This window comes from Methanoregula sp., assembly GCF_049518935.1.
GTDB lineage: Archaea > Halobacteriota > Methanomicrobia > Methanomicrobiales > Methanospirillaceae > Methanoregula.
Window position 1 is genome coordinate 167621 of sequence record NZ_JBEKRH010000002.1, and the last position, 20707, is coordinate 188327.

Here is a 20707-nt window from a genome sequence, read left to right on the forward strand (position 1 = left end):
GTGTTCCTGCCACCGGTACTGAGACGGGCAGAGAAGAAGCTGACCGATTTCGAGCTGATGATCCACGGCAGCAATCTGCGTACGGTGCTCCGGTCGGCCCACATGCCCATCACTGCAGAGGAGTACCTCCGCATGGTCCGGGTCAACCTTGCCGGCACGCTCGTGATGTTCTTCACGCTCTGGGCGTTCTTCCTGCTCAGCGGGTTCAACCTGGATATCTTTGGTCTTGAAACATCCGGCACCCTCCTCTGGATCCTGTTGTTCGTCCTGATCGTGCCCGGGCAATATGCGATGCAGATGTACTACCCGCAGATCGTTGCACAGGGCAGGAAGAGCCGGATTGATCTGGACATGCCCTATGCGATCTCCTACATGCAGGCCCTCTCCACCACGATGCCCCCGTACGAGATCATCCGCAAGGTGTACGAAGAGCATGACATGTTCGGCGAGATCTCCAAGGAGTTTGGCATGATCGTCCGGGACGTAGAACTCTTTGGCGACGACCTTGACGCGGCCATGAAGAACCTCCAGCACACCACACCCTCCACGAACCTCCGTGACTTCCTCAATGACCTCGCAATTGTCTTCGACAGCGGCGGGAACGTCACCACGTACCTCGGGGCAAAGACCGAATACTACCGGGACCAGGCCAAACAGGAACTCGAGATGGTCTTGAAGACAATCGAGATCATGGCCGAGGTCTATGTCACGGCTTTTGTTGCCGGGCCGATTGCCCTCATCATCATGATCGTTGCGCAGGGCATGACAAACTCTTCGGGGATGGCATGGATCCTCCCGATGATGTATATCTGTATACCGGCAGGCGCAATCGTTCTCATCTGGATCCTCTCCATGATGCTTCCCCCGGAGAACATGGAGATCTCCCGCAAGGAGACCATAGAACACGATTTTGGGTCCACGGTCCCAGGGTCCAACGAGAAGGCACTTTCGGAAGCAGACCCGATGAACCGGGAGTTCTACCAGCGGATCGAAGCGAATAAACGACGGAATTACTATCTTGGCCTGCTGCGTCACCCGTTCAGGACCTACATCCGGAGTTACTGGTACGGCGTTGGTCTTGGGATACTCTTTGCCGGGATCGTTGCCGGCGTCTGGCTCACCGGGGGGTTCGACACCCTGATCCCGCATGATGTGCCGGAAGCAGTCATCTGCCTTATGATTATCGCGTTCATGGCACCGGTTGCCATTTCCTACGAGGGGCGGCGCTTATACGTGCAGAACATCGAATCCCACCTGCCGGACTTCCTCAGGGAACTCTCGGATATGAAAGACATCGGGATCACCCTCCACGAGGCAATCCACCGGATCTCCGGGGCGAAGCTCGGGGTTCTCAGCTCTGAGCTCTCGGTCGCATCCCGGGATATCGAGTCGGGCGCCTATGTCAATTCCGCACTGGTGAAGATGGAGGAGCGGATCGGCCTCGTCTCCGTGAAACGTGCGATCTCGCTGCTCGTGCGGGCCAGCGAGATCACGACAAACCTCAAGCAGATCTTCATCATTGCAATCACCGATTTCGAGTATTATCTCAAGCTGAAGCGGGAACGGTCAAATACGACGATCATCTACGTTATGATCATCTACCTCTCGTTCGGTATCTACCTGTACACGGCATACCAGCTGAACGTGCCGTTCCTTGCGGCGTTCAAAGGGATGAGCGTGAATGTCGACACAGCGGGTAACCTGACCGATATGTTCAATATCGGGATCATCCTCGCCACCTTCTCCGGCATCATGGCCGGGCAGTTCAGCTCGAACAGCATCCTCGCCGGTCTCAAGCACAGCATTGTGCTCCTCGCTGCCACCGTTGCCATGTTCGTGGTCGTGATGTGAGAAGCTGGGACGGGGAGTGGGTTCCTCCCGAATACGGATCTTTATTTCACCGGTTCCTCAGGATTCACCGGAAAATTCCTGCTATCGTAAACGAGATGTTAGAATGTGGGACCTGAATACTCGTTTTTGCCATCCTGTCCTGATTCAAAGGTAGAACTCCCCCATCGAGATGGTCTTGCCCGTCTCCTTGTCCACAACGAGCCAGGTAATTTTGGTATTGGGCGAAAGGATCATGCTCCCGAATTGTATCCCTGTGCCATCAGGGGTCGCATTGCCTCCAATAAAGAAGGTATCCCCGGCTTTGATGGTGGTGTCAGAACTCCCCCCGCTGTTACCTACTTCGGAAAAATTCCGGACCTTGCTGCCCCCGGCATCACTGGCAGAGAGGGTAGTCGTGTTATCGCCAGCGCGCAAAACAACATCAATGGAGCTGAGCGTGAACGGATCCCCCCCGTTATGCTCAAAATAGATTCGGGACTCGTCCACATTAGGCGTTGCCCTTATTGAGCTCTCGGGGCTCTTTTCAGCCCCACCGGAAAATCCCCCGGCGTACGTGCTTACGATTGCCGCGATCATAACGGTCACCGCAAGCATCAGCATGACACCGACAACCGGTGAGACCGCATCCGCACGGTGCCTGCCCGGTCTCACACAACCACCACATCTTTGTTGAAGATGACCTGCCCGCTCGGGACGTGGACGATCTTGACGGTTACAACGGCACCGTCCTGGAACCCGCTGGCAGGATCCGTAGTATCGAAATTGAGGATGTAATTCAGGCCGGGATTTATATGCGGTTCTTCCGGCCCGCAGTACTGGGCCGGGGTAACAAGGACATCCCCGGCCATCAGGACTGCCGACGCATTCCCGAACCAGCTCTTATACCCGGAGCCGGAGCTCTGGAGCGGTGAGCCGAACCGGTCCTGGTCGTTGATGAACATGACTCCGCTGTACGTGCCGGAGGTAAAACCGCTCTCACTCCACGCATCGTTTCCCGGTACGGATTTCTCACCGGGCAGGGAGCCCTTGATCAGCTGCCCCGACTCGTTCCTGAAATAGGTAGTGATACTCAGGTCCTTTGTCTGGAGGGGACTCCCGCTTACGTGCTCGATTGTCATCGCGGGTGCAGAAAAACTGCCATACGACCGGTTTTCATAGAAATGCACTTCGAGGATTGCGGAGGGGGCTTTATCCTTCGTGCCGGAAAAACCACCGGCTGCTGCGCTGACGATAGCGGCGATAATCACCGTCACCGAGAGCATCAGCATGACACCAACTACGGGGGATACTCCCTCCTCATTCGTTCCCATTCCGGCACATCCCTGCACTACGGGCGGCTGTGTCCCGCCCGTATTCATTTTATCTCTATGTATCCCTCTGTTCCCTGCACAGGTTTTGAAAAGATAATTTATTTAATAAGTGTAGTTAACATTACTTATAAATTTAACATTTTAGCTTACAAGCAATAGTCCACTATACCAATTTTACCGGGTTTTGAAGGTATATGCGAACAGGGAACACCGGCATATGAAAACGGGAAACTGATGAACGGGAAGACAACAGCAGGAACGGTGCCTGATGCCGGGGTCTCGGAAGTGGTCGGCGAGATGCTCATGATCGCTCTTGCCATTGTATTACTCTCCGTATTTTCTGCCGCACTCTACAATTTCCTCCCGACCGATCGCGATCCGAGCATTAACGTCATGATGACGAATGACACCCTGGGAAATGTCACCCTCTGGCACAAGGGAGGGGACTTTGTAAAGGCCAGCGATCTCACCGTGATCATCACGACCGGAGATGCGACCCACCGGTTTTGTTACACTACCTGCCCGGGGGGACTTGTCCTTGTCCCGAATAAAACCGTGTACGATCCCGTGTTCGATCTCGGGAGCAATATAACGGTACAGATGCCAACCCCTCTTTTAGGGAATGAGACCGTCAAACTGGTTACACCCCGCACGGTGATCTTTACCGGGGAGATTAGCCCATGAGCGAGGATGCCGTTGCACCGGTCGTTGCTGCGATGCTCATCTTTGCAATAGGGGTGACGTTTTTTGCCGCATGGAATGCTTATTACGTTCCCTCCATGAAAGCGCAGTCCGAGGTTACCCATCTCAGGGATGTCGAGACCGGGTTCCTGCGGTTCTCATCGGATATCGGGACCGCTGCTTCCCTGAAGCGGAATATGCAATTGTCAGAACCAATTCCGCTTGGAGGGGGGGACTTTACCTTCGATGCGGTAAAATCCGGGGGATTACTCAGGGTCCAGAATGAGACGGACGGATATCTACGCATCAGCATCATCAACGGGACCAGTCCCGCAACGACAAGTAACATCCTCCGTTTTGCGAATTATTCGTACCAGCCGGTGAATAATTTCTGGCAGGACCAGGGGTATACCTGGTCATATGGCAACGTGAACGTGACGAAGGGGACGCTTGAAACACCCCTCCAGTATACCAGCATGGATACGATCACGTACGGGATGGCCGGGACCCTGTTCGATCTGGATGCCGTCCCCTTACCGGATGACCCTGCTACCTGTTCCCAGATGAACATATATATCGTGAACATAACCCCTTCTGCCGGGCATACTCACGCAAGCGGTAACGGGAACGGGATGCTCACGCTGGAAAGTGCTGTCGTGAGCCAGCAGTTCCCCAATACTACGAGTATGACGGTCAGCATCAATCCCGCTCTGCCCGGGGGATTCCGGGACGCCCTGTGGGACGATGCTGATAACCAGAGCGCGAGCGAAGTCCTGAACTGTGGAAATGCGCATAGAATTCCCCCCACGGATCCCCTGGAGCCGGACCCCCCGATCCAAGTAACGTTTGATACGATTCCCAACATGACCCTGAACCGGAAAATAGCAGAGATAACACTCGGGGCAGACTGAAACGATCATTACCCGCCGGCATTTTTTGGATTACATTGCAATCCGCGGCACTATGAACAACAGGTTGTTGAGGATCACGGCGATATAAAGCAGGATAAGGACGCAATAAAAGAAGGCGCCCGATCCTTTCACCCGCTGCTCTGCGATGAGAGAGACCGGAAATATGATGAGAAGGATTGCCGCCTTGATGACCAGGTGCAGGGCCGGGTGTGTCACAATTCCCGCCATAAAGGGATTCAATTCTATGCCGCCCATCCGGAGAATGATCTGGGTCGTTATAATGTCGAGCAGGAATAATGTCCCGAGAACCAGCAGGAGTTCCACAATCCGGCGTACGGTCTCATGATCCAGTGGACGATATCCCGGGAATGCAAACGGGGCTGCATGCCCGGTTTTTCCTGCGGACATAGCAGATACCTGCACTTCATCGCATTAATGGTTTTTGTAAAAACGGCCAATCTGATGATGGATTTGGAATTCAACGAAAATAATTGATTTTTGAGGAAAGTTAAAGGATTTTACAGTTCTGGTGAGGTATCAGAACAGATACTCTTTTTTTCACGATCTTTCGGGACAGATTATTTTGAAAAATAAAGTTTCCCGCCTATACTCTGCATCCGCTGCATATCGGGTCGGTTCTCATTTTTTTGAGAAATGCCACCCGGTTATGCAATATGGTAGACAGGTTATCCTTCAGCAGGTTCCCGAGTGCGATATCGGCACGGTAACAGCAAGGTGCGACATCCCCGTTCGTCCGGACAAAGAGCGTCAGCCGGAACAGCGGACAGGGATTTGTATGGGGAGGGGGCATGGTCACCGTGCACCCGGTCTTTCTGGCCGTACTCCTGATCTGGACAAACAAGCTTTTTTCAGTCTTTGCCTGATTATCCGTCCAGGGAAATGAACGTTCGAAGTTCACCACATCAACCCCGGTAGTCCTTGCAAGTTCGAGCCCCTTATCGATACAATCAAGGTGCTTCTCCATCAACGCGATGTTGATATACGTTTTGGGTAATTTTTGTTTCCTTGCAGATCGCTCCTGCATAAACCCGGCAACATTTTTTGCGATAACGGGGGTGAATTTTTCTGAATCGGGAAAACTAAATGCGATCGCATCAAGGCCTGCATCCAGAAGCGCATCCGTTTTTCCGGGAAGCAGCGTTGCGTTCGTGGTAAAATTAACCAAGATCTTTTTCCCGGCTGCGTACCGGATCATCGCAGGAAGGTCCGGGTGAAGGAGCGGTTCACCCCACCCGTGCAGGGTCAGGAACCGGCTTTTTGATCTATCGATAATCTGCCGGAATTCATCAAAAGAGATAGAGGCCTCCGACCGGTTCAGCGACCTGCGCAGGCAGAACGGACAGTCAAGATTGCAGGCTGTCGTTGGTTCCAGCTGCAGGATCGGAGGTATGGCGTAATTCAGTACTGACATTCGGTTCCTTACCGGGACATCGTGGATATGACACGGTCGAATGCCGAACCGATCCCATCGCTGATTCCGAGGAGGGAACTCATGCCCTTTCTTACCCCGTTGGAATTGAAAATGACGATTCCCACAATCAATCCGACACCCAGGATATGGGCTGCTGCAAGGCCGATCGCTGCCTCAGGTAAAACTATTGGTGCACACATATGATTTCACCTCCTTATGGTTGATTACAAGTAATTAACATATTGATCATGATAAACATTTCTCATTGATCTGGAGAATTTGGCCTGCCAGTATTTACATGGTACCGGAGAACACGGCTGATGCCATATGCAGCAGCTGCAGAAATAACACCTCCGAGCAACGCCACAAGAAAAAGAACGGGTATCATCACTGGGTCGGGAGGGAACCGTGCAGCGAAGTCGCTTCCCCAGAAGAGCCAGAAATGCAGCATATAATACATACTGGCAAGTCCGACAGCGAGCAGATACCGTACCTGATACCGGTAGCAGATGAACGCACTGATCAATCCAATAATACCGGAGAGGTAATACGACCAGGGTGTCCCTCTAACTGCTGTATCCATTTCGCCGGTTGTTGCAAATCCGAGAACTGCGATAGCAAGCGTTGTTATCCCGAAAACAAGAAGACACGCGGGAAGCAGGTAGCTCCAGGGTCTGCGTTCAACCGGGGCCATACTGATCACTTCGATAATGAGCGCTACAAACAACAGGACATCCAGGGTATGGATAACGAGGACTTGACTGCCTGCCATGAGATCGATTGCGATCAGGACTACAGCCATGGCGAAAGCCGTACCGGGTTTTTTCACGAGGAGCAATCCCAGGAGCAGCCAGAAGAACAGGATGCTCCCGAACACCAGCTCCCCGGCACCCGGGCCGGGAAGGCCAAGGGTACTGTATACGAAATCCGAGATCGTATTATCGGGAAAGAGCCACGAGGGAACGAGAGCACCGCTCAGGGCTGCAAGTACCGAAAGTACGATGATAACACCCAGTTCCTGTAGGGTGAAATAGATAGTGTCTGCCGGTTCTGCTGCTGGTTTCATTGATGTGCCTTAAAATGAGGCCGGGTATGTCCCGGCCCTTTCAGCTGTTCCAGGATCCCGGGTCTATGTACTGGCGCTTCCATGCTGTACGTAGACGGTCCAGAGCAGGTAAAACCCGTAGGCGAGAGCTGCCATGAACGCACCGCATACAAATGCGAACGTGATAAGTGCCGGTATCGCCGGGGCCACCGGAGCCCAGGAAAAGAACCCGCTCTTTCCGTTGAATGCCCAGGAGAATACGATATAGAAGACCTCGGCGCACCCGGCCCCGATAATGTATTTTGCCGACGGGTAGGACCAAAGGATCACACCGAGAGCGATGGCTAGGATCCCTGACACCGCGTACCCGAGCGGGAAGACGTTTGCTGCCGCACCATTCTCCCCCATCTTGGCGTTATTGGTGAGCATCAGGGCAAGCGTGATGATGCCCATGATGGAGAGGAGAGACGGGAAGATGAACTTCCATGGTTTTTGTTCCAGCGGAAGCAGCCCGGCACACTCGATGATGATGGCGACCATAAGGGCAAGGTAATCGAGCCGGACATTCCCGACCTTGGCCAGCGAGAGGGCCAGGCTGAACAGAACGATCAGGACCGACATGAGGATGACGGTACCGGGTTTCTTTGTAATGAGTATCCCGAGCACGAGCCACAGGCAGGTGAAGGCGCTGGCAATGAAGATCCCGGCGCCCGGCCCCGGCAGTTTCAGGAAGGCGTGGACCAGTCCCGGGGCGCTGCCGCCGGGGAGGAGATGGCTGAGCCCGAAACTGCTGGTCAGGAATGCAATGACTGCCAGGGCGATGATGATGCCAAGTTCCTGCGGGGAAAAATATCCTTTAATCCGGTTCGTCAAATAGGTCGGTGTTGTCTCATCTGTCATGTATAATTCCTCAACCATCGGGTATCCGCGTCGCTGCCGGGCAGGTATCGTCTGGCCGGTCAGCTGTCTGGATCAATATCGTTTCTTCTGGTAATTTAATAAGTATTTTCATTTAACTTTGATCGAAATTAAAACAAATTATTTACCATTACGGCACCCAGATCCCTGCACATGACTGTTCCACACGGACGGGTACGCGAGGCGGGGACTGATGACTGATCTCGATCTCCTGCTCGGGAAAGCGAAGGAATTCCACGGGGATATGTGCGCCGGGATTGTGCTTGGGACCCGGATGACTATTGCCGGGATGCGGGAACTGGGTATGAATCCTCAGGAGAAGAACCGCGACCTGATCGTATATGTGGAGATCGATCGTTGTATTGCCGACGCGATCCAGGCGATCACCGGTTGTTCGCTCGGTCACCGCACGCTGAAGTACAAACCGTACGGGAAGTTTGCTGCCACGTATGTTGACCTGAAGAACGGTACGGCAGTCCGGGTTGCGGTTGTCGAGAAGAAGAGGACGGAGAAGACCGGTAAGGACGCAATGCAGGACGCAGTCCGGATCCTGCTCGAAACCCCGGAATCCGAGCTGCTCCGGATCCGCCGGGTCAATCTCGTTATTCCCAACGGGGACATGCCGGGCATGCCGAAACACCGGGCCCGCTGCAGCCGGTGCAACGAGATGATCGTTGACAGCAAAGAGATCGCCCATGAAGGGAACGTCCTGTGCGGGAATTGCGCAGGCGTGCCCTACTATACCGATCTGGCATGAGTCCCTGTCATATCATTAATTGCACATGCATTCTCCGGATACTGACTGGATGAGATGATGATACCGCACAACCCCCACGCAATCCTCGAAAAGGGGTACGAAAAACTGCTCAGCGAATACCACCGGCTCGGCTTGCCCGACGTCATTGTGAAGAATTTCGGGCTCAACCCGGGCTGGAATGCCGTGATCGGAACCGGGGGGTGCTGCGGGGTTGCAATGAGCTTCCAAGACAACAATCCCCTTTACGGCACCGACCAGACCCTGCAGGATCTTGCGTACCTGAAATCCTGCATAGGCTCGTCACTCTTTGACGTGGCGTTTGCGAATATCACGGATCCACGTGTGAGCCGGCGCTCGATCGCCCTCACCCTGCTCAATGCACTCTCCCAGCCGCTCGTCACGGATGAGATGCTGCAATTCAAGGGATACGCGGTCGGGCTTGAGGTGAAGGATCTGGTCAGGAGAGACGACAAGCTGGTGATCGTGGGATACGGGGGGCTGGTGAAGAGTTATGCAGGCCGGTGCCGGGAGCTGCACGTCACCGACCAGCGGCCGAAAGAGACGTTCCGTACCACTATTGTCGGGGAGACTGTCAGTTACGGGCCGGCCGGTATCATCGTCCACTCAGCAGAAGAGAACCGTGAAGTACTCAAAGATGCGGACGTCGCGATCATCACTGGCTCAACGCTCGTGAACGGTACCTTCGAAGAGGTTATGGGGTATGCGAAGAATGCCCGTATCCGGGCGCTCTACGGGTCGAGTGCCCAGCTGATCCCGGATGTGCTCTTTGAGAACGGGATCAACATTGTCATGTCCGTTGCCATCAGCGACCCGGTCCGGTTTGCAGCTGATGTGATGAATGCGCCGGATATGGAGACGGCGCTGCGGAAGCACCAGCGGAAGTATAACGTGGGCAACCTGAAAAATCTGTGAGCACGGGAGCGGAATTCTCCCCCGTATCTGATTATTATTTTTTATGTCACCAGACAGGTACGCGGGTCGTTCTTACTCTTTAGGATACGCTATTATCCGCACGTATTATTTACGCAGAATCATCCAGAACCCGGCATCATCGCTGATGATCCGGTAATCGCTGATCCCGGCCGCGTCAATCGATTGCTCGATCTCCCCGGGCCGGAACTTACGGAACCGTGTGCGTGTCGGGTGATCCGGATCGTCCACGATCCCCCGCTCCCTCCGCCCGGCAAGAACTTCTGCTTTGATCTGTGAGGTCCCATATCCCCCGCCAATATAGGCAGTACCGCCCGGTTTCATTACCCGGTAAATCTCCCGGAATGCGGCCGGGAGGTCAGCCCAGAAGTGGTACGAGCCACGACTCACTACGAGATCGAAGGCTCCGTCGCCAGCAGGGATCGCATGGACATCGCCAATAACCGGAATCACGCGTTTCGCAAGACCGTGGGTCCGGATATTCTGCACAGCAAGAGCGTGCATCTCCCGCGAACTGTCGAGGGCTGTCACGCAAAGATTCGAGAGGAGGGCAATGGCGATCGCAAGAGAAGCCGGGCCGGACCCCACATCGAGGCAGGTGCCTGTCGTAATTCCGGTCCGGTCGAGGATCTCGTTGGCGATGACCGGGTAGATCCGGGCAAACGTAGTCTTCGAGAACTCGTCGTACTGTCGGGCATCGTCAGCAGACTTCCAGAAGGGATCGGGGGAGTCGGTCATGGGATCTCATTCATGTATTGCCTGCAGGTTGTTGTTTTTACTGAGGTTTATTTTATCAGTCAACACTTCTGGTGAGATGAGAGAATGAAAAAAAGAAAACTGATGATCACTTCTTAAAGGAGGGTTGAAACCTCCCTCATAGGAGATCTGTCCAGTGAAAATTGTCCTCTCTATGGACCAATCTTCACATCGTTCCTAGAGACCAGTTTTCCATCGATGGTATCGATTTCAAGGGTGAAGGTTTTCCCGACATCGTTTGGAGTTAGGCCCGTAGCCGTGGTCATGCCAGTTCCGGTGAGCCCGGTATAATACATGGTCTGGCCGGGAGTCCATACCGGCAGATCAACCATTCCTGTCATAGCGTCGAGCCAGCATGTTCCTGCAGCATTACATATATTGGATTTATTGGTACTGCTTCTCGACATCGTACCGGAGAAACCTCCATTCTCTTCATCCTTCAATCTCATTGTGACGAAAATTTTCTGAGTCGATAGTTCATCGCCACCTGCATGGTACATTTGGAGTATGCCTGCCGACGCGCTGTAGGTTCCCTGGATATTCGCCTGGGGGGCCTTGTTGTTTGAACTTACCAGGTTGCCGGCAAATCCACTGACAATCGCTGCAATGATGATCACCACGATCAGCATCAGCATCACACCTACCACCGGGGATACGGCCCGTTCATTCTGTAGTCTCATATTACACTCCCCTGCACGACAATATCTTTCTCCCATATGATCTTCCCGGTGGGGATGTGAATTATCTTCATGTGAACGATATCACCGGGCCGCAGCCAGAACCAGTTCGCACCGAGTACTCCCTGCATCTGGTCGATGCTGTACGTATGGGGATCCCAGGGATTTCCAGGAATAAGACTCGGGATTAATGTGGTTGGCTCCGGGTCGGGAAGTTGATTACCGGTGGGGTACGGGAGGAAGGTTGCACCCGAGCATGTCACCGCTGGATATCCTAAACCCCCATCCATGGTTAATGGACAACTTCCTCCAGTTGGGGGGATGGTCCCGTAAACGTACTGGTATTGCACGGCAGGGCTGGTGGCACTGGCGTTTACACCATAGCCAACGATATACTGCGAATTGCCTCCCTGCTGTCCGCTATTCGATCCCCCAAACGGCCGGCATAATAATTCTGTACCGGCTTGGAGGTTGTAATTCCCCCACCATGAAGAATTTGTGACAGTTCCCTGCTTGAGATTATATTCGGTACCGTGACCATCAACAGTCCAGAAGATATTACCTCCCTGACCAGGTGCGAAAATCGACGAGTTCAGTCCAACGCCGGTCCCATAGCCCTGCGGGACAGTATCCCGCCACAAATCATACGCATAGGATCCATGCGTACTGTAGATCACATTGAAATTAACTATCCCGGGTGTGGTTGTTGCCCCCCCAGTGATAACGGTCCCGTTATTAAAGCTCTTAGTCCACGAGGTTACAATTTGAAGATTCTTGGTGGCGATGGGGGCATCCACGCCGGTTACCTCTCCCTTGATATAACTCGTTGACCAGTAACCGCTGTTCGCAATAGTGACATCCATGGCAAGCTGGGGAACTTTCTGGTTTTTGCCCCCGACCAGCCCGCCGGCAAACCCGGAGACGACTGCTGCGATGATGATCACCACGACCAGCATCAGCATCACGCCGACAACCGGGGATACTGCCCTTTCATTCTGTTGTTTCATGTACTCTCTCCTTTTTAATTCGACTGAGTTCCGTGCATCCGTACTAACGGTTATGGTGAAATGGTCACATCCGATTTAGAGATCATATTCCCGTGGTTATCGCTTACAATGAGCGAGAAGGTCTTGCCGACATTTGCGGAATTGTCGATACAGAGCTCCTGTAGAGGATCCGCTGAATAAACTGACGGCTGAAGATACTGACAGGCCGAATTTGTACTGCTGACGAAAAGTGAAGCCCCGGGCAAAAATGCCGAAACATTCGCGTAACCGCTATTCAGGGGATTGCCATTGATATCGGTGATCAGGCTCATGGGAATGACCTGGGAGGTCTTCTGACCAAGATTCTGCCCGAACATGGGGCCATCTGATATGGTGAAGACTGTTGCAGCGGTTGCAAGTCCATCACCACCGGCATGATCGATTTCCAGGCCATTCGAGAGACTGAATTTCCCGGTGATCGTTGCCTGGGGAACTTTGTTCACTCCGCTCACTGCACCACCGGCGAACGCTGATACCACTGCAGCGATGATAATCACCACTATCAGCATCAGCATCACACCAACTACCGGCGAAACTCCATAGTCATTGATCTTCGACATTGTTTAGGACCCCGTAACTGCCACATTTTGCTGGAAAATGGCCTTTCCCGTTGGTGCATAAATGACACGAACCGTCACGGTATCTCCCGGACTCAACTGTTCCCAGCCACTCCCGAGGACCGTTTGCATTGCACTGTTTACGCCGCCACTGTTAAGATACCCGGAATACTGTGAATTGGGTTCGGCAACAAGCCCGGTTCCCTGCGTAACCGTGAAGTTGCCATAGGTCTGGTTTCCGGTATAGGGCGCATACAGAACGGTGAGCCCGGTAACCCCGGGGCCGAATCCATAAGGTGCGCTGCCAATCGTCGAATTCCCACCGCTGGCAAATGCGGTTCCCACCGCGGTAGATGCTTTGTTTCCGGTCGACCAGGCCTGATTCTTCATTGTGGTCACCCAGGACGTTGTCAGCAGCAGATTCTTCGAGGGAGTTGGATCACTTATGCTGTTGACTGTTGCAGAAAAAATACTGGTACCATTCTCTCCGTTATTCGTAATCTTCACATCCATGGCAAGCGTGGGGGTCTTCTGATTGCTTCCCCCCCCGATCAACCCGCCGGCAAAACCGCTCACCACTGCCGCGATGATGATGGTGACGACGAGCATCAGCATCACACCGACCACCGGCGAAACGGCACCTTCGGTTTCTCGTAGTTTCCGATTTTTAATCATAATTATCTGGTTCTCCCCTTCATTCGTAATGATCTGACGAACGGTTCTGCTATAGTGGAACGATATGTGCACATCATAGCCACCATGCCAACAAAGTACTTGTAAAAAAATGTATTTAACTATGATCATTTGTTAATCATTTTATGTTTATAATTAACCGGAATTTATCTTCGTGAATATCGTCGCCAGTACGATCGTTTCAAGGAATAAAAGGCAGATGGTACGCAGGAAATGCCGGCCGCTGGATAGCTGAAGAAAAGATTCGCAGTATTTTTGATTGACTTCTATGAGAATTAATTACAATACCAAAACTTATTGCTGCCCAAGGTAATCTTCCTGCACGCGGTATTGGCATGATCACCCGGCACCACCTCTCCCTCACCCTGCTCTGCACGCTCATTTTGTGCTGCGCATTTTTCCGGGGCAGCCTGATCCTAGGAGGGCTGGGGGTTACCGGCGCCCTGGCAGGATCCATCCTGCCGGATACCCAGATGAAGAAGCCGTCCCAATTAAGGTTGCTCACGCTTGCCTACAATCTCACCAGGTTCACCGACAAAGTCAGCGTCCCGGTGATGCGTGGGATCTACGGGTTGATCCTGCGGGACCGGTTCGAACCAACTGACAAAAGGCTGACGCATTCGATCCCGGGAATTTTCTTTATTTTCCTGAGTGTTGCCACACTCCTCGTCATTCCTGCTGTCATGGGAGGAAATTCCGCGATCATTATCGCCGTCTTGGCATTTCTTGCTGGCCTGACCCTCGGTCTCGGGCTGCACATGGTGTTTGACCTTTGCACAAGGAAAGGTGTCTTTCCGTTCTTTCCGTTCAGCCCGCTCCGGATCAAGGGATCGATCCGTCCGTGCGATACAACCGATCACCGGATATGGGATTTTCATATTGTCGGGCTGGTGATCCTTGCTGCCGTGGTCGTCCTGATTCTCGCAGGCCCATCCACCGCCGGCTTCGTACTGCCTGCCGGGCTCCTCGGATCCTGTGCTTTCATCGGAATCATGATACTTCTGTCCGGCATCCGCAAGGCAACTACTGGCGGAGAGCATGACGATACACCCACGGCCTTCCTGCCTTCCGCTTCCTGAAAAAAGAGACCGGTTCGTGCCGGAGCGGGGGCCGGGTCTTCTACCGGAGACCGGCCACGTTTTTTCCGCAGCCGTTTCACCGGCAAATCCTTTTTCCCCGGGGATGATGAGGGAATTATCCCCCCATTCCCGTAATGATCCCGACGATCTGCTGAGCCGTGACCGGGTCCAGAACCTGTGCGAGCACTATCCCCTCTGCCGTTGCGATGAAACATGGTCCTGTATTTTCTCTCTTTTGTGTAGCATGATCCCTCAGAGACATACAAAAGATTGTCACAGAACTTGTTTATAAACCTAGACAATATGGGTAAATACCGGGCCGGGATACCCATGCGCTCGGGTATCCGATTCTTGTTTCAAAAAGAGATATGAGGTATATTCCATGGACAAAAAAAATCTAGGTATCATTATCGCAGTGGTATTCATAGTGATAATTTGTGCAGGTTACGCGCTCGACAGCCGGCAAACGCATCAGGTAACCCCACAGTCGTCGGATCGATCCTCATCGTTACCGGCAGCAACAGTATCCCTGTCAACACCTGCCCCGGGCACAATTCCGTCGTATCAGTCGCCGGTCGAACCGGGCAGCCTGGAAAATACAACGATTACGGCAGATCAGGCCGGAATTCTTGCCCGCAGGGCATTGCCTGAACTGGACCCGGACCTGGTGAATATCACGTACAACCCGGGAGACCAATTCAGCCAGTCCTCTTTCGGGTTCGATCTTCTCAAAAACCACGAAAGGATCGGCCAGGGGGAGTTGGATCCCCGGACCGGGAGCCTGGTATGGTATGCGATTCCGGTGAAGCGTCTTGGCCGCCCGGCAAGCCCGGCAATCACGATCGGCACAGCCCGGATCGCTTCCGACAATGAGATCAGGAACCGCAACGGTATTCTCTCTCTCAATATGAGTGAAGAACGGTACGATCCCATCGGTATGCCGGATTCCGGCATCACAGGCGCCATCGCAGGCGCATATGTATTCGTCTATGATCGCCTCGGTAAGAAAGATCCCTGCGACAGTGACGGATTCACCGTTGACGTAGACTCCGTATCGGGCAAAGTGATCGAATACCGGAAGACGTGGATCCGGCCCCCGGGAAGCATCTGTTGATACGGCAATCGCCCACCGGCTGGTACGGAGATCGTGACCGGGAACACGTATTCAAGATATTTTTTTTTAATGGGGATCTTGTCAAGGGGTTGCGGGATACCAGACTATGTTACTCGTGGGCGTCTGGATTGTCACCTGCCCGTAACGCATTACGTGGCCGGGGCCTCTTGGGCCCGGGGAGTCCGGGGGTAAGCCGGGTCGGCCCTGTCAGTTCTCACTATCGCAGTAACCTCCCGGGTCAGAGAGTAGTGGATTCTCCTGCCATCCGGTTCAGGACAGGCGATCTTATCTGCTACAAGGAGGTGCATGTGATACCAGAGGGATGGCCCGGATATTCCAACAATTTTCTGGAGCTCCGTTTTTGCAATAGCGGGATGATCTTTCAACGTGATGATGATCCGGTACCTGATGAGATTATCAGAATGGGTGATTATCTTCTGTTCAAGTGGCGAAAACCCGTTCATTCGCAGGAAATACCGGGTAAACCCGCCATCTTTCACTTCAGTAACCATTCTCAGGGACTTCAGCTGGTTCAGGTGATAATAGAGGGTTCCCCGGTTGATGCCGGTTCCCCGCATGATTGAACGGAAGTGCAGGCCGGGATGCATCCGGATGAAATCGACGAGATCTTTCCGGACGGGATTGTTGAGCAGGTTTTTTCCTGTCAGCTGACGGAAACCAAAGACTGCGAGGAATCCTATACCCAAGAATATGGCAATCTCTACGCCCTTGCCGAGCAACGGGGAGATCATCCTGGCGTAATGCAGGATCACAATCGGGAGAGGGTGGAAGATGCGGGGCACACCCTGCACCGATGGATCACCCCAAAGAGCCAGGGTAAGGGAATTGAGGATCGCATAGGTGCAGGCGACGGCAACGATTGCCAGGAAAATATACTTTATAACCGATCGCATTCGCCGGACCATCGTACTTCCAGTTTCCTGTAATTCTTTTTTGAGATCCTGATATTAAAATTAATCGATAAAATTTTGTCACATAAAATTTAAGACTGTTTTATTTTTATCATAATATCAGAACATGAACCTCTATCTAACTGAAGTCCGGATAAAAAAAATTTGGGGGAAAACATGAAACATGAATTTTCAAAACTATTGATGATGCTTGCCTGTTTAAGCCTCATCTGTATCGCAAGTATACCAATTGTCGGCGCAGCGGATCCGGCCGGCCACAGTATCCGCATGGTCCAGGCAACTCCTGACCAGGTGGATAAGATCAACCATCTCTGGGGCTCTGATATCACCATTGGTGATTACATGGAGCAGGTCCATCCCGAGCAGCTTGCTGGCGTCTCTGACGAAGTCATAAAAGAGATGCACCAGCGAAAGATGCACTGGCCCGAAGATAACGGGGTAACCCCGAAAACCGTGCAGCCGGATTCGACTCTTGCAACACTGACGGTACACGGTGACCTGACGATCTACACGAATCACATCTATTTCAGCAGTTATTCCTCCTGTACGCAGTCGGCATCGTATATCTACGTGGAATCGTTCCTGAAGAACGCAGCTGACAGCACGGTAGGTTCCACATCAGGATCGACATCGGGATCCTATGTCTCGGCATACAACAATGTGGCATGGCCGGCGGCAGGATACTACCATGTTCATTCCTGGGGATATACCATCACCCCGAGCACTGAGGGATCAGATCATTCTGCGTCCAAGTATTTCGCAGGATAATTTCCTTTTTTTGAAATTTTTTTTAATATATAACAACCTCTTAACAGATTACAGTAAACCAATAGGACAGGATAAGGACAGGATACTCATGCAGGAAGATCGCAGGAAGGATGGACCGGGACAATCCCGTTTTGAATTCTGTCGACCGCACACGGATTTTTTTCCGGGTAACCGGCCCTGTGATAATTATCCGGTGAACGGGATCAGGAAACATACCGGAATTTTTCTCCTGGGGCTATTCTGGTTTACCGCGCTCTTCTCCCTGCATGCCAGTGCTCTTGCCGGGCATGAGATCCTGATCCATTCACCGAATATTACCGCAGATGAAAGTTCTCCCGACCATTACGAATATTCCGGTTTCTTCGCTCTCGATGGTTCAAACCTGGTCTGGATGAATACCTGGGCCGAGAGAAAGATTGAGGAGAAACGTGTCCTGAACCGTATTTACCTGATGAATCTCACTGATAATTCCACCGTAATGATCTCCGGGACCCCGGGAATCCACCAGGAGTCTGAGTTCAGGCCTCCCGTCGCAGTCTCGGGACGGTATATTGTCTGGAGTGAATTTGGCAGGGACGATCTCTTCCTGTACGATGCAACCAGCGGGAGGGAAACCGCCCTGACTTCCGATGGATCAGCGCCCGACCAGCAATGGCAGAATGCGTTTCCGGATATCGACGGGGATCGCGTGGTTTGGGCGAAGAGGAAACCGTATCTGTCTTCCAATGATCAGGATATTGTCTTCATGAACCTGACTACGGGAACCCGGCAGAATATCAGTACCGCTGCCGCTGACCAGACGGATCCGTCGATCTCCGGCTCACGGATAGTATGGACCGATAAACGAAACGAGCCGGGCGGGGGGGATATTTATCTGTACGATCTTGGAACAGGAATAACACAGCCGATCTGTACTGAAAGCGGCCTGCAGCAGAAACCAAAAATTTCCGGCACTTCGATCGTGTGGATGGATTACCGTAACGGGAAACCTGCCGTTTACCTGTACAACATTTCATCCGGCACTACCATCCGTATCAACAGGGATCTTTTCGTGACCGATGCACCCCTGCTCTCGGGGGATCTCGTCGTGTGGCAGGAGTATTCTGATTTCGACCTGCGCGATGAGCGGGCCGGTACGATTGTTGTCTATAACACGATCTCCGGCGTGCGTGAAATACTTCCGGTAAAGACCACTCATCCCCAGCTTCTCGCCGTTGGTCAAAACCGGATCGTCTATGCTGATCCCGATACCAGGACCCTCAATGAGGGTTTTGTCCATCTCTTTGTAATGGACGTTCCGGTATCTGCACCGGTTTCCCTGACGGATGTCACGTCACCTCCAGGCCCGGCACAGGAAAAAACAGTAACAGATCCAGTATCTGGGAAGACAGAAAACCATGCTGCGACTGCTTTTCCGGGCGCAGTTCCATTTTCCATCGGAGTGGGGATTCTTCTCTGCCGGATCATGAACGGTCGGTCAAAAAAATAAGACGGGTTTCCTGAAATATAAAAATTAAAAACCGGGAATAGTCTTTGTTCCCGGAAGGTTCTGTTCACTCTATATCTCGGTGATAATTCCGACGATCTGCTGCGCCGTGGCCGGGTCCAGGACCTGTGCGAGCACAATTCCGGCAACTGCGGAAAAGACCGCCCAGAACACCTTCTTCACGTGCTCGTTCTTCCCGAATGTGTCGAGAATCGCATTCGTCTCCTCCATCACTGCCCACTCACGCGGACCTGCATTCGGGTAAGAAAGTCTCTGCACTCGTCAAGGCTTCCGAAGTGAAGCGGGGATCGATTAATTCCCTTTTTAAAAAACACAGTGTAAACAGATTCCCTTCAGCCAATCTTCTCATAATACCCCATCGGCCCGCACGCAGCACACACACCATCCGCACCGACAGAATAATCCGGCACCATCTCCCCGCACTTCGGGCACGTGACAGCCTTCCACTTCTGCTTCCCTTCGACCTTCACTATGACCCGCTCGCTGGACAGGATCGCCCGCCCGGCAGAGAAGATCTCATCGAAGAGCTGGTTATTCATGGTCTTCTTGTTAAAATCGGGACTATTTGTGAACCATGTATGGATAGTGGAGAAACGGGCCAGTTTCTTTGGATCCACGTACACCCGGACACCATCCGAAGAATCCCCAGCCGAAGCCCGGTTGATCGTGATGGCAAACTTGCCGACATTGACGATCCGCAGCCGGTTGTTCCCGTACGTGGCATGGGCGATCACCTGGAGAGCATCAGGAGCGCACTTGTGCGTCTCACACACCGCATACAGTTTTTCATCGGTCCGGGCTCCCAGCAGTTCGAGGGCATAATCGACCATGAAGGCCCCGATGAGGAGGCCGGGTGCCGGGAAGGTGTGGAACGCGATGCACCGGTTCAGGTACTCCGTGACCCGGGGATCCACGCCGTGTATTTCCATTCGGGCATTCAGTTCTTCCAAAGTGTATTCCCGGTGGTTCGTATGCTTGTGGTCTTTGGTATCCATCTGATTCCTCACTGCTCTGGTACGGGTGAATTAGCGGCCATTGGCAGCATGCTTTTCCTTACAGGATCGCTATATCAGCTCTATGATGCCGGATATTGGGATTTCCTACCCAATAATGGATCATGATCTGCCAGAGAGTTATTAATTATTAACATTTAACTTTTTGTAAAAATCAAGTAAATTCCCAAAACTTATATGATCGGAAATACCACTGAATGGTGATCATTATGGGCTCCCAGAAGGACGTGATGGCACTATTTGCAGAGAGAGATATCCGCCAGTTATTTTCCGGCAATGATGGATGGAAAATCGAACCAGTACTCCAGTCAGCGGGATCTTACTACCGCATTTCGCGGGACAAATGGGTGGGGGAGGAGGTCGTCCTGGTTGCAGTTTCCTTCGATCCGGCACCAACGGATGATATTTTCGCCGCATTCGATAACCAGCCCGATGGCTGGAGTACCCGGACAAAGAAGTACCTGCTTACCCCTCAGGCAACCAATACCTCTGCCATCCCGCCCCACATTCGTGTCCTCCTGATGCAGGCATTTGCCTTTGCACAAGGGGAGCTGGTCTGGCTGACAAATAAGAAGAACGCCAAGAAAGTTGTTCCCCAGGAACAGACAAAAAAAGAGCCGGTTGTTGCCTGAATAAACCCATACGTGCAAAGGATAATTGACTTGGTGTACCTGCCATTAGGTGACTCCCCGTTTTGCGCGTTCGGCGG

26 protein-coding genes are annotated in these 20707 nt (G+C 52.7%); 10 read left to right on the forward strand and 16 right to left on the reverse strand.

All coding sequences use genetic code 11. The annotated features are described in order from the left end of the window. Positions 1–1851 carry a type II secretion system F family protein gene (locus ABSE13_RS02755; RefSeq protein ID WP_424026961.1) on the forward strand — a complete coding sequence of 617 codons (1851 nt, stop codon included), beginning with the start codon at positions 1–3 and terminating at the stop codon, positions 1849–1851. A gap of 144 nt (positions 1852–1995) precedes the next feature. Here ABSE13_RS02755 and ABSE13_RS02760 read toward each other — a convergent pair whose 3' ends face one another. Both ABSE13_RS02760 and ABSE13_RS02765 read right to left on the reverse strand, forming a co-directional pair. Beyond that, the gene (locus ABSE13_RS02760) at positions 1996–2502 is read right to left on the reverse strand and encodes a type IV pilin domain-containing protein (RefSeq protein WP_424026962.1); all 507 of its coding nucleotides are present in this window, start codon (positions 2500–2502) and stop codon (positions 1996–1998) included. Continuing rightward, the gene (locus ABSE13_RS02765) at positions 2499–3161 is read right to left on the reverse strand and encodes a type IV pilin N-terminal domain-containing protein (RefSeq protein ID WP_424026963.1); all 663 of its coding nucleotides are present in this window, start codon (positions 3159–3161) and stop codon (positions 2499–2501) included. Before ABSE13_RS02765 ends, ABSE13_RS02760 begins: the two co-directional genes overlap by 4 nt. Positions 3162–3395: 234 nt before the next feature. Here ABSE13_RS02765 and ABSE13_RS02770 point away from each other — a divergent pair, with 234 nt between their 5' ends. Then, the gene (locus ABSE13_RS02770) at positions 3396–3845 is read left to right on the forward strand and encodes a type IV pilin N-terminal domain-containing protein (protein WP_424026964.1); all 450 of its coding nucleotides are present in this window, start codon (positions 3396–3398) and stop codon (positions 3843–3845) included. Then, a complete protein-coding gene (locus ABSE13_RS02775; RefSeq protein WP_424026965.1) occupies positions 3842–4753 on the forward strand; it encodes a hypothetical protein in 912 nt (303 codons plus the stop codon). The genes ABSE13_RS02770 and ABSE13_RS02775 overlap by 4 nt, the downstream gene beginning before the upstream one ends. A 30-nt stretch (positions 4754–4783) precedes the next feature. Here the strand turns inward: ABSE13_RS02775 and ABSE13_RS02780 are convergent, their stop codons facing one another. The 5 genes from ABSE13_RS02780 to ABSE13_RS02800 all read right to left on the reverse strand — a co-directional run bounded on the left by ABSE13_RS02780 (position 4784) and on the right by ABSE13_RS02800 (position 8130). After that, complete coding sequence (locus ABSE13_RS02780) at positions 4784–5161, reverse strand: DUF5658 family protein (RefSeq protein ID WP_424026966.1); 378 nt, start codon at positions 5159–5161, stop codon at positions 4784–4786. Positions 5162–5357: 196 nt separating this feature from the next. Beyond that, complete coding sequence (locus tag ABSE13_RS02785) at positions 5358–6185, reverse strand: radical SAM protein (RefSeq protein WP_424026967.1); 828 nt, start codon at positions 6183–6185, stop codon at positions 5358–5360. 8 nt (positions 6186–6193) lie between these two features. Beyond that, positions 6194–6385 carry a hypothetical protein gene (locus ABSE13_RS02790; RefSeq protein ID WP_424026968.1) on the reverse strand — a complete coding sequence of 64 codons (192 nt, stop codon included), beginning with the start codon at positions 6383–6385 and terminating at the stop codon, positions 6194–6196. 62 nt (positions 6386–6447) lie between these two features. Beyond that, the gene (locus ABSE13_RS02795) at positions 6448–7251 is read right to left on the reverse strand and encodes a hypothetical protein (protein WP_424026969.1); all 804 of its coding nucleotides are present in this window, start codon (positions 7249–7251) and stop codon (positions 6448–6450) included. 63 nt (positions 7252–7314) lie between these two features. After that, a complete protein-coding gene (locus ABSE13_RS02800) occupies positions 7315–8130 on the reverse strand; it encodes a hypothetical protein (RefSeq protein ID WP_424026970.1) in 816 nt (271 codons plus the stop codon). 211 nt (positions 8131–8341) lie between these two features. On the opposite strand from ABSE13_RS02800, the gene ABSE13_RS02805 reads away from it, so the two are divergent. Together ABSE13_RS02805 and ABSE13_RS02810 are read left to right on the forward strand one after the other, a co-directional pair. Continuing rightward, positions 8342–8905 (forward strand): FmdE family protein, encoded by a 564-nt coding sequence (locus ABSE13_RS02805; protein WP_424026971.1) that lies wholly within the window; start codon positions 8342–8344, stop codon positions 8903–8905. A gap of 54 nt (positions 8906–8959) precedes the next feature. Continuing rightward, a complete protein-coding gene (locus ABSE13_RS02810) occupies positions 8960–9838 on the forward strand; it encodes a Rossmann-like domain-containing protein (protein WP_424026972.1) in 879 nt (292 codons plus the stop codon). Positions 9839–9943: 105 nt separating this feature from the next. Here the strand turns inward: ABSE13_RS02810 and ABSE13_RS02815 are convergent, their stop codons facing one another. The 5 genes from ABSE13_RS02815 to ABSE13_RS02835 form a co-directional block, all read right to left on the reverse strand. Beyond that, complete coding sequence (locus ABSE13_RS02815; RefSeq protein ID WP_424026973.1) at positions 9944–10594, reverse strand: class I SAM-dependent methyltransferase; 651 nt, start codon at positions 10592–10594, stop codon at positions 9944–9946. A gap of 170 nt (positions 10595–10764) precedes the next feature. After that, positions 10765–11292, reverse strand: a complete 528-nt coding sequence (locus ABSE13_RS02820) for a type IV pilin N-terminal domain-containing protein (protein ID WP_424026974.1) — start codon at positions 11290–11292, stop codon at positions 10765–10767. Then, the gene (locus tag ABSE13_RS02825) at positions 11289–12296 is read right to left on the reverse strand and encodes a type IV pilin domain-containing protein (protein ID WP_424026975.1); all 1008 of its coding nucleotides are present in this window, start codon (positions 12294–12296) and stop codon (positions 11289–11291) included. Before ABSE13_RS02825 ends, ABSE13_RS02820 begins: the two co-directional genes overlap by 4 nt. A 50-nt stretch (positions 12297–12346) precedes the next feature. After that, entirely contained in the window at positions 12347–12895 is a 549-nt protein-coding gene (locus ABSE13_RS02830) for a type IV pilin N-terminal domain-containing protein (protein ID WP_424026976.1), read from the reverse strand. A 3-nt stretch (positions 12896–12898) separates the two neighbouring features. Further along, positions 12899–13567, reverse strand: coding sequence for a type IV pilin domain-containing protein (locus ABSE13_RS02835; RefSeq protein ID WP_424026977.1), 669 nt, complete (start codon positions 13565–13567; stop codon positions 12899–12901). Positions 13568–13920: 353 nt separating this feature from the next. Between ABSE13_RS02835 and ABSE13_RS02840 the strand changes: the two genes are divergently transcribed. Further along, the gene (locus tag ABSE13_RS02840; RefSeq protein WP_424026978.1) at positions 13921–14664 is read left to right on the forward strand and encodes a metal-dependent hydrolase; all 744 of its coding nucleotides are present in this window, start codon (positions 13921–13923) and stop codon (positions 14662–14664) included. A gap of 115 nt (positions 14665–14779) precedes the next feature. Here ABSE13_RS02840 and ABSE13_RS02845 read toward each other — a convergent pair whose 3' ends face one another. Further along, positions 14780–14926 (reverse strand): hypothetical protein, encoded by a 147-nt coding sequence (locus ABSE13_RS02845; RefSeq protein ID WP_424026979.1) that lies wholly within the window; start codon positions 14924–14926, stop codon positions 14780–14782. Positions 14927–15046: 120 nt separating this feature from the next. Between ABSE13_RS02845 and ABSE13_RS02850 the strand changes: the two genes are divergently transcribed. Then, on the forward strand, positions 15047–15778 hold the full coding sequence (locus ABSE13_RS02850) for a hypothetical protein (RefSeq protein WP_424026980.1): 732 nt from the start codon (positions 15047–15049) through the stop codon (positions 15776–15778). Positions 15779–15927: 149 nt separating this feature from the next. On the opposite strand, the gene ABSE13_RS02855 is transcribed toward ABSE13_RS02850, so the two are convergent. Then, positions 15928–16692, reverse strand: a complete 765-nt coding sequence (locus tag ABSE13_RS02855; RefSeq protein WP_424026981.1) for a winged helix-turn-helix transcriptional regulator — start codon at positions 16690–16692, stop codon at positions 15928–15930. Positions 16693–16866: 174 nt separating this feature from the next. On the opposite strand from ABSE13_RS02855, the gene ABSE13_RS02860 reads away from it, so the two are divergent. Next, positions 16867–17478 carry a hypothetical protein gene (locus ABSE13_RS02860; protein ID WP_424026982.1) on the forward strand — a complete coding sequence of 204 codons (612 nt, stop codon included), beginning with the start codon at positions 16867–16869 and terminating at the stop codon, positions 17476–17478. Positions 17479–17671: 193 nt separating this feature from the next. After that, the gene (locus ABSE13_RS02865; protein ID WP_424026983.1) at positions 17672–18967 is read left to right on the forward strand and encodes a TolB family protein; all 1296 of its coding nucleotides are present in this window, start codon (positions 17672–17674) and stop codon (positions 18965–18967) included. 69 nt (positions 18968–19036) lie between these two features. Here the strand turns inward: ABSE13_RS02865 and ABSE13_RS02870 are convergent, their stop codons facing one another. Together ABSE13_RS02870 and ABSE13_RS02875 are read right to left on the reverse strand one after the other, a co-directional pair. Further along, positions 19037–19195, reverse strand: a complete 159-nt coding sequence (locus tag ABSE13_RS02870) for a hypothetical protein (protein WP_424026984.1) — start codon at positions 19193–19195, stop codon at positions 19037–19039. 122 nt (positions 19196–19317) lie between these two features. Beyond that, entirely contained in the window at positions 19318–19980 is a 663-nt protein-coding gene (locus ABSE13_RS02875; protein ID WP_424026985.1) for an FmdE family protein, read from the reverse strand. A 215-nt stretch (positions 19981–20195) separates the two neighbouring features. Between ABSE13_RS02875 and ABSE13_RS02880 the strand changes: the two genes are divergently transcribed. Next, positions 20196–20630 (forward strand): hypothetical protein, encoded by a 435-nt coding sequence (locus ABSE13_RS02880; protein ID WP_424026986.1) that lies wholly within the window; start codon positions 20196–20198, stop codon positions 20628–20630. The last annotated feature ends 77 nt before the right edge of the window (positions 20631–20707 follow it).

Excerpts from the sequence above, each read along its gene's own strand:
- ABSE13_RS02765 (WP_424026963.1), bottom strand. The coding sequence starts at position 3,161 with ATGGGAACGAATGAGGAGGGAGTATCCCCCGTAGTTGGTGTCATGCTG.
- ABSE13_RS02770 (WP_424026964.1), top strand. The coding sequence starts at position 3,396 with ATGAACGGGAAGACAACAGCAGGAACGGTGCCTGATGCCGGGGTCTCG.
- ABSE13_RS02775 (WP_424026965.1), top strand. The coding sequence starts at position 3,842 with ATGAGCGAGGATGCCGTTGCACCGGTCGTTGCTGCGATGCTCATCTTT.
- ABSE13_RS02780 (WP_424026966.1), bottom strand. The coding sequence starts at position 5,161 with ATGTCCGCAGGAAAAACCGGGCATGCAGCCCCGTTTGCATTCCCGGGA.
- ABSE13_RS02785 (WP_424026967.1), bottom strand. The coding sequence starts at position 6,185 with ATGTCAGTACTGAATTACGCCATACCTCCGATCCTGCAGCTGGAACCA.
- ABSE13_RS02790 (WP_424026968.1), bottom strand. The coding sequence starts at position 6,385 with ATGTGTGCACCAATAGTTTTACCTGAGGCAGCGATCGGCCTTGCAGCA.
- ABSE13_RS02795 (WP_424026969.1), bottom strand. The coding sequence starts at position 7,251 with ATGAAACCAGCAGCAGAACCGGCAGACACTATCTATTTCACCCTACAG.
- ABSE13_RS02800 (WP_424026970.1), bottom strand. The coding sequence starts at position 8,130 with ATGACAGATGAGACAACACCGACCTATTTGACGAACCGGATTAAAGGA.
- ABSE13_RS02805 (WP_424026971.1), top strand. The coding sequence starts at position 8,342 with ATGACTGATCTCGATCTCCTGCTCGGGAAAGCGAAGGAATTCCACGGG.
- ABSE13_RS02810 (WP_424026972.1), top strand. The coding sequence starts at position 8,960 with ATGATGATACCGCACAACCCCCACGCAATCCTCGAAAAGGGGTACGAA.
- ABSE13_RS02815 (WP_424026973.1), bottom strand. The coding sequence starts at position 10,594 with ATGACCGACTCCCCCGATCCCTTCTGGAAGTCTGCTGACGATGCCCGA.
- ABSE13_RS02820 (WP_424026974.1), bottom strand. The coding sequence starts at position 11,292 with ATGAGACTACAGAATGAACGGGCCGTATCCCCGGTGGTAGGTGTGATG.
- ABSE13_RS02825 (WP_424026975.1), bottom strand. The coding sequence starts at position 12,296 with ATGAAACAACAGAATGAAAGGGCAGTATCCCCGGTTGTCGGCGTGATG.
- ABSE13_RS02830 (WP_424026976.1), bottom strand. The coding sequence starts at position 12,895 with ATGTCGAAGATCAATGACTATGGAGTTTCGCCGGTAGTTGGTGTGATG.
- ABSE13_RS02835 (WP_424026977.1), bottom strand. The coding sequence starts at position 13,567 with ATGATTAAAAATCGGAAACTACGAGAAACCGAAGGTGCCGTTTCGCCG.
- ABSE13_RS02840 (WP_424026978.1), top strand. The coding sequence starts at position 13,921 with ATGATCACCCGGCACCACCTCTCCCTCACCCTGCTCTGCACGCTCATT.
- ABSE13_RS02845 (WP_424026979.1), bottom strand. The coding sequence starts at position 14,926 with ATGTCTCTGAGGGATCATGCTACACAAAAGAGAGAAAATACAGGACCA.
- ABSE13_RS02850 (WP_424026980.1), top strand. The coding sequence starts at position 15,047 with ATGGACAAAAAAAATCTAGGTATCATTATCGCAGTGGTATTCATAGTG.
- ABSE13_RS02855 (WP_424026981.1), bottom strand. The coding sequence starts at position 16,692 with ATGCGATCGGTTATAAAGTATATTTTCCTGGCAATCGTTGCCGTCGCC.
- ABSE13_RS02860 (WP_424026982.1), top strand. The coding sequence starts at position 16,867 with ATGAAACATGAATTTTCAAAACTATTGATGATGCTTGCCTGTTTAAGC.
- ABSE13_RS02870 (WP_424026984.1), bottom strand. The coding sequence starts at position 19,195 with ATGGAGGAGACGAATGCGATTCTCGACACATTCGGGAAGAACGAGCAC.
- ABSE13_RS02875 (WP_424026985.1), bottom strand. The coding sequence starts at position 19,980 with ATGGATACCAAAGACCACAAGCATACGAACCACCGGGAATACACTTTG.
- ABSE13_RS02880 (WP_424026986.1), top strand. The coding sequence starts at position 20,196 with ATGGTGATCATTATGGGCTCCCAGAAGGACGTGATGGCACTATTTGCA.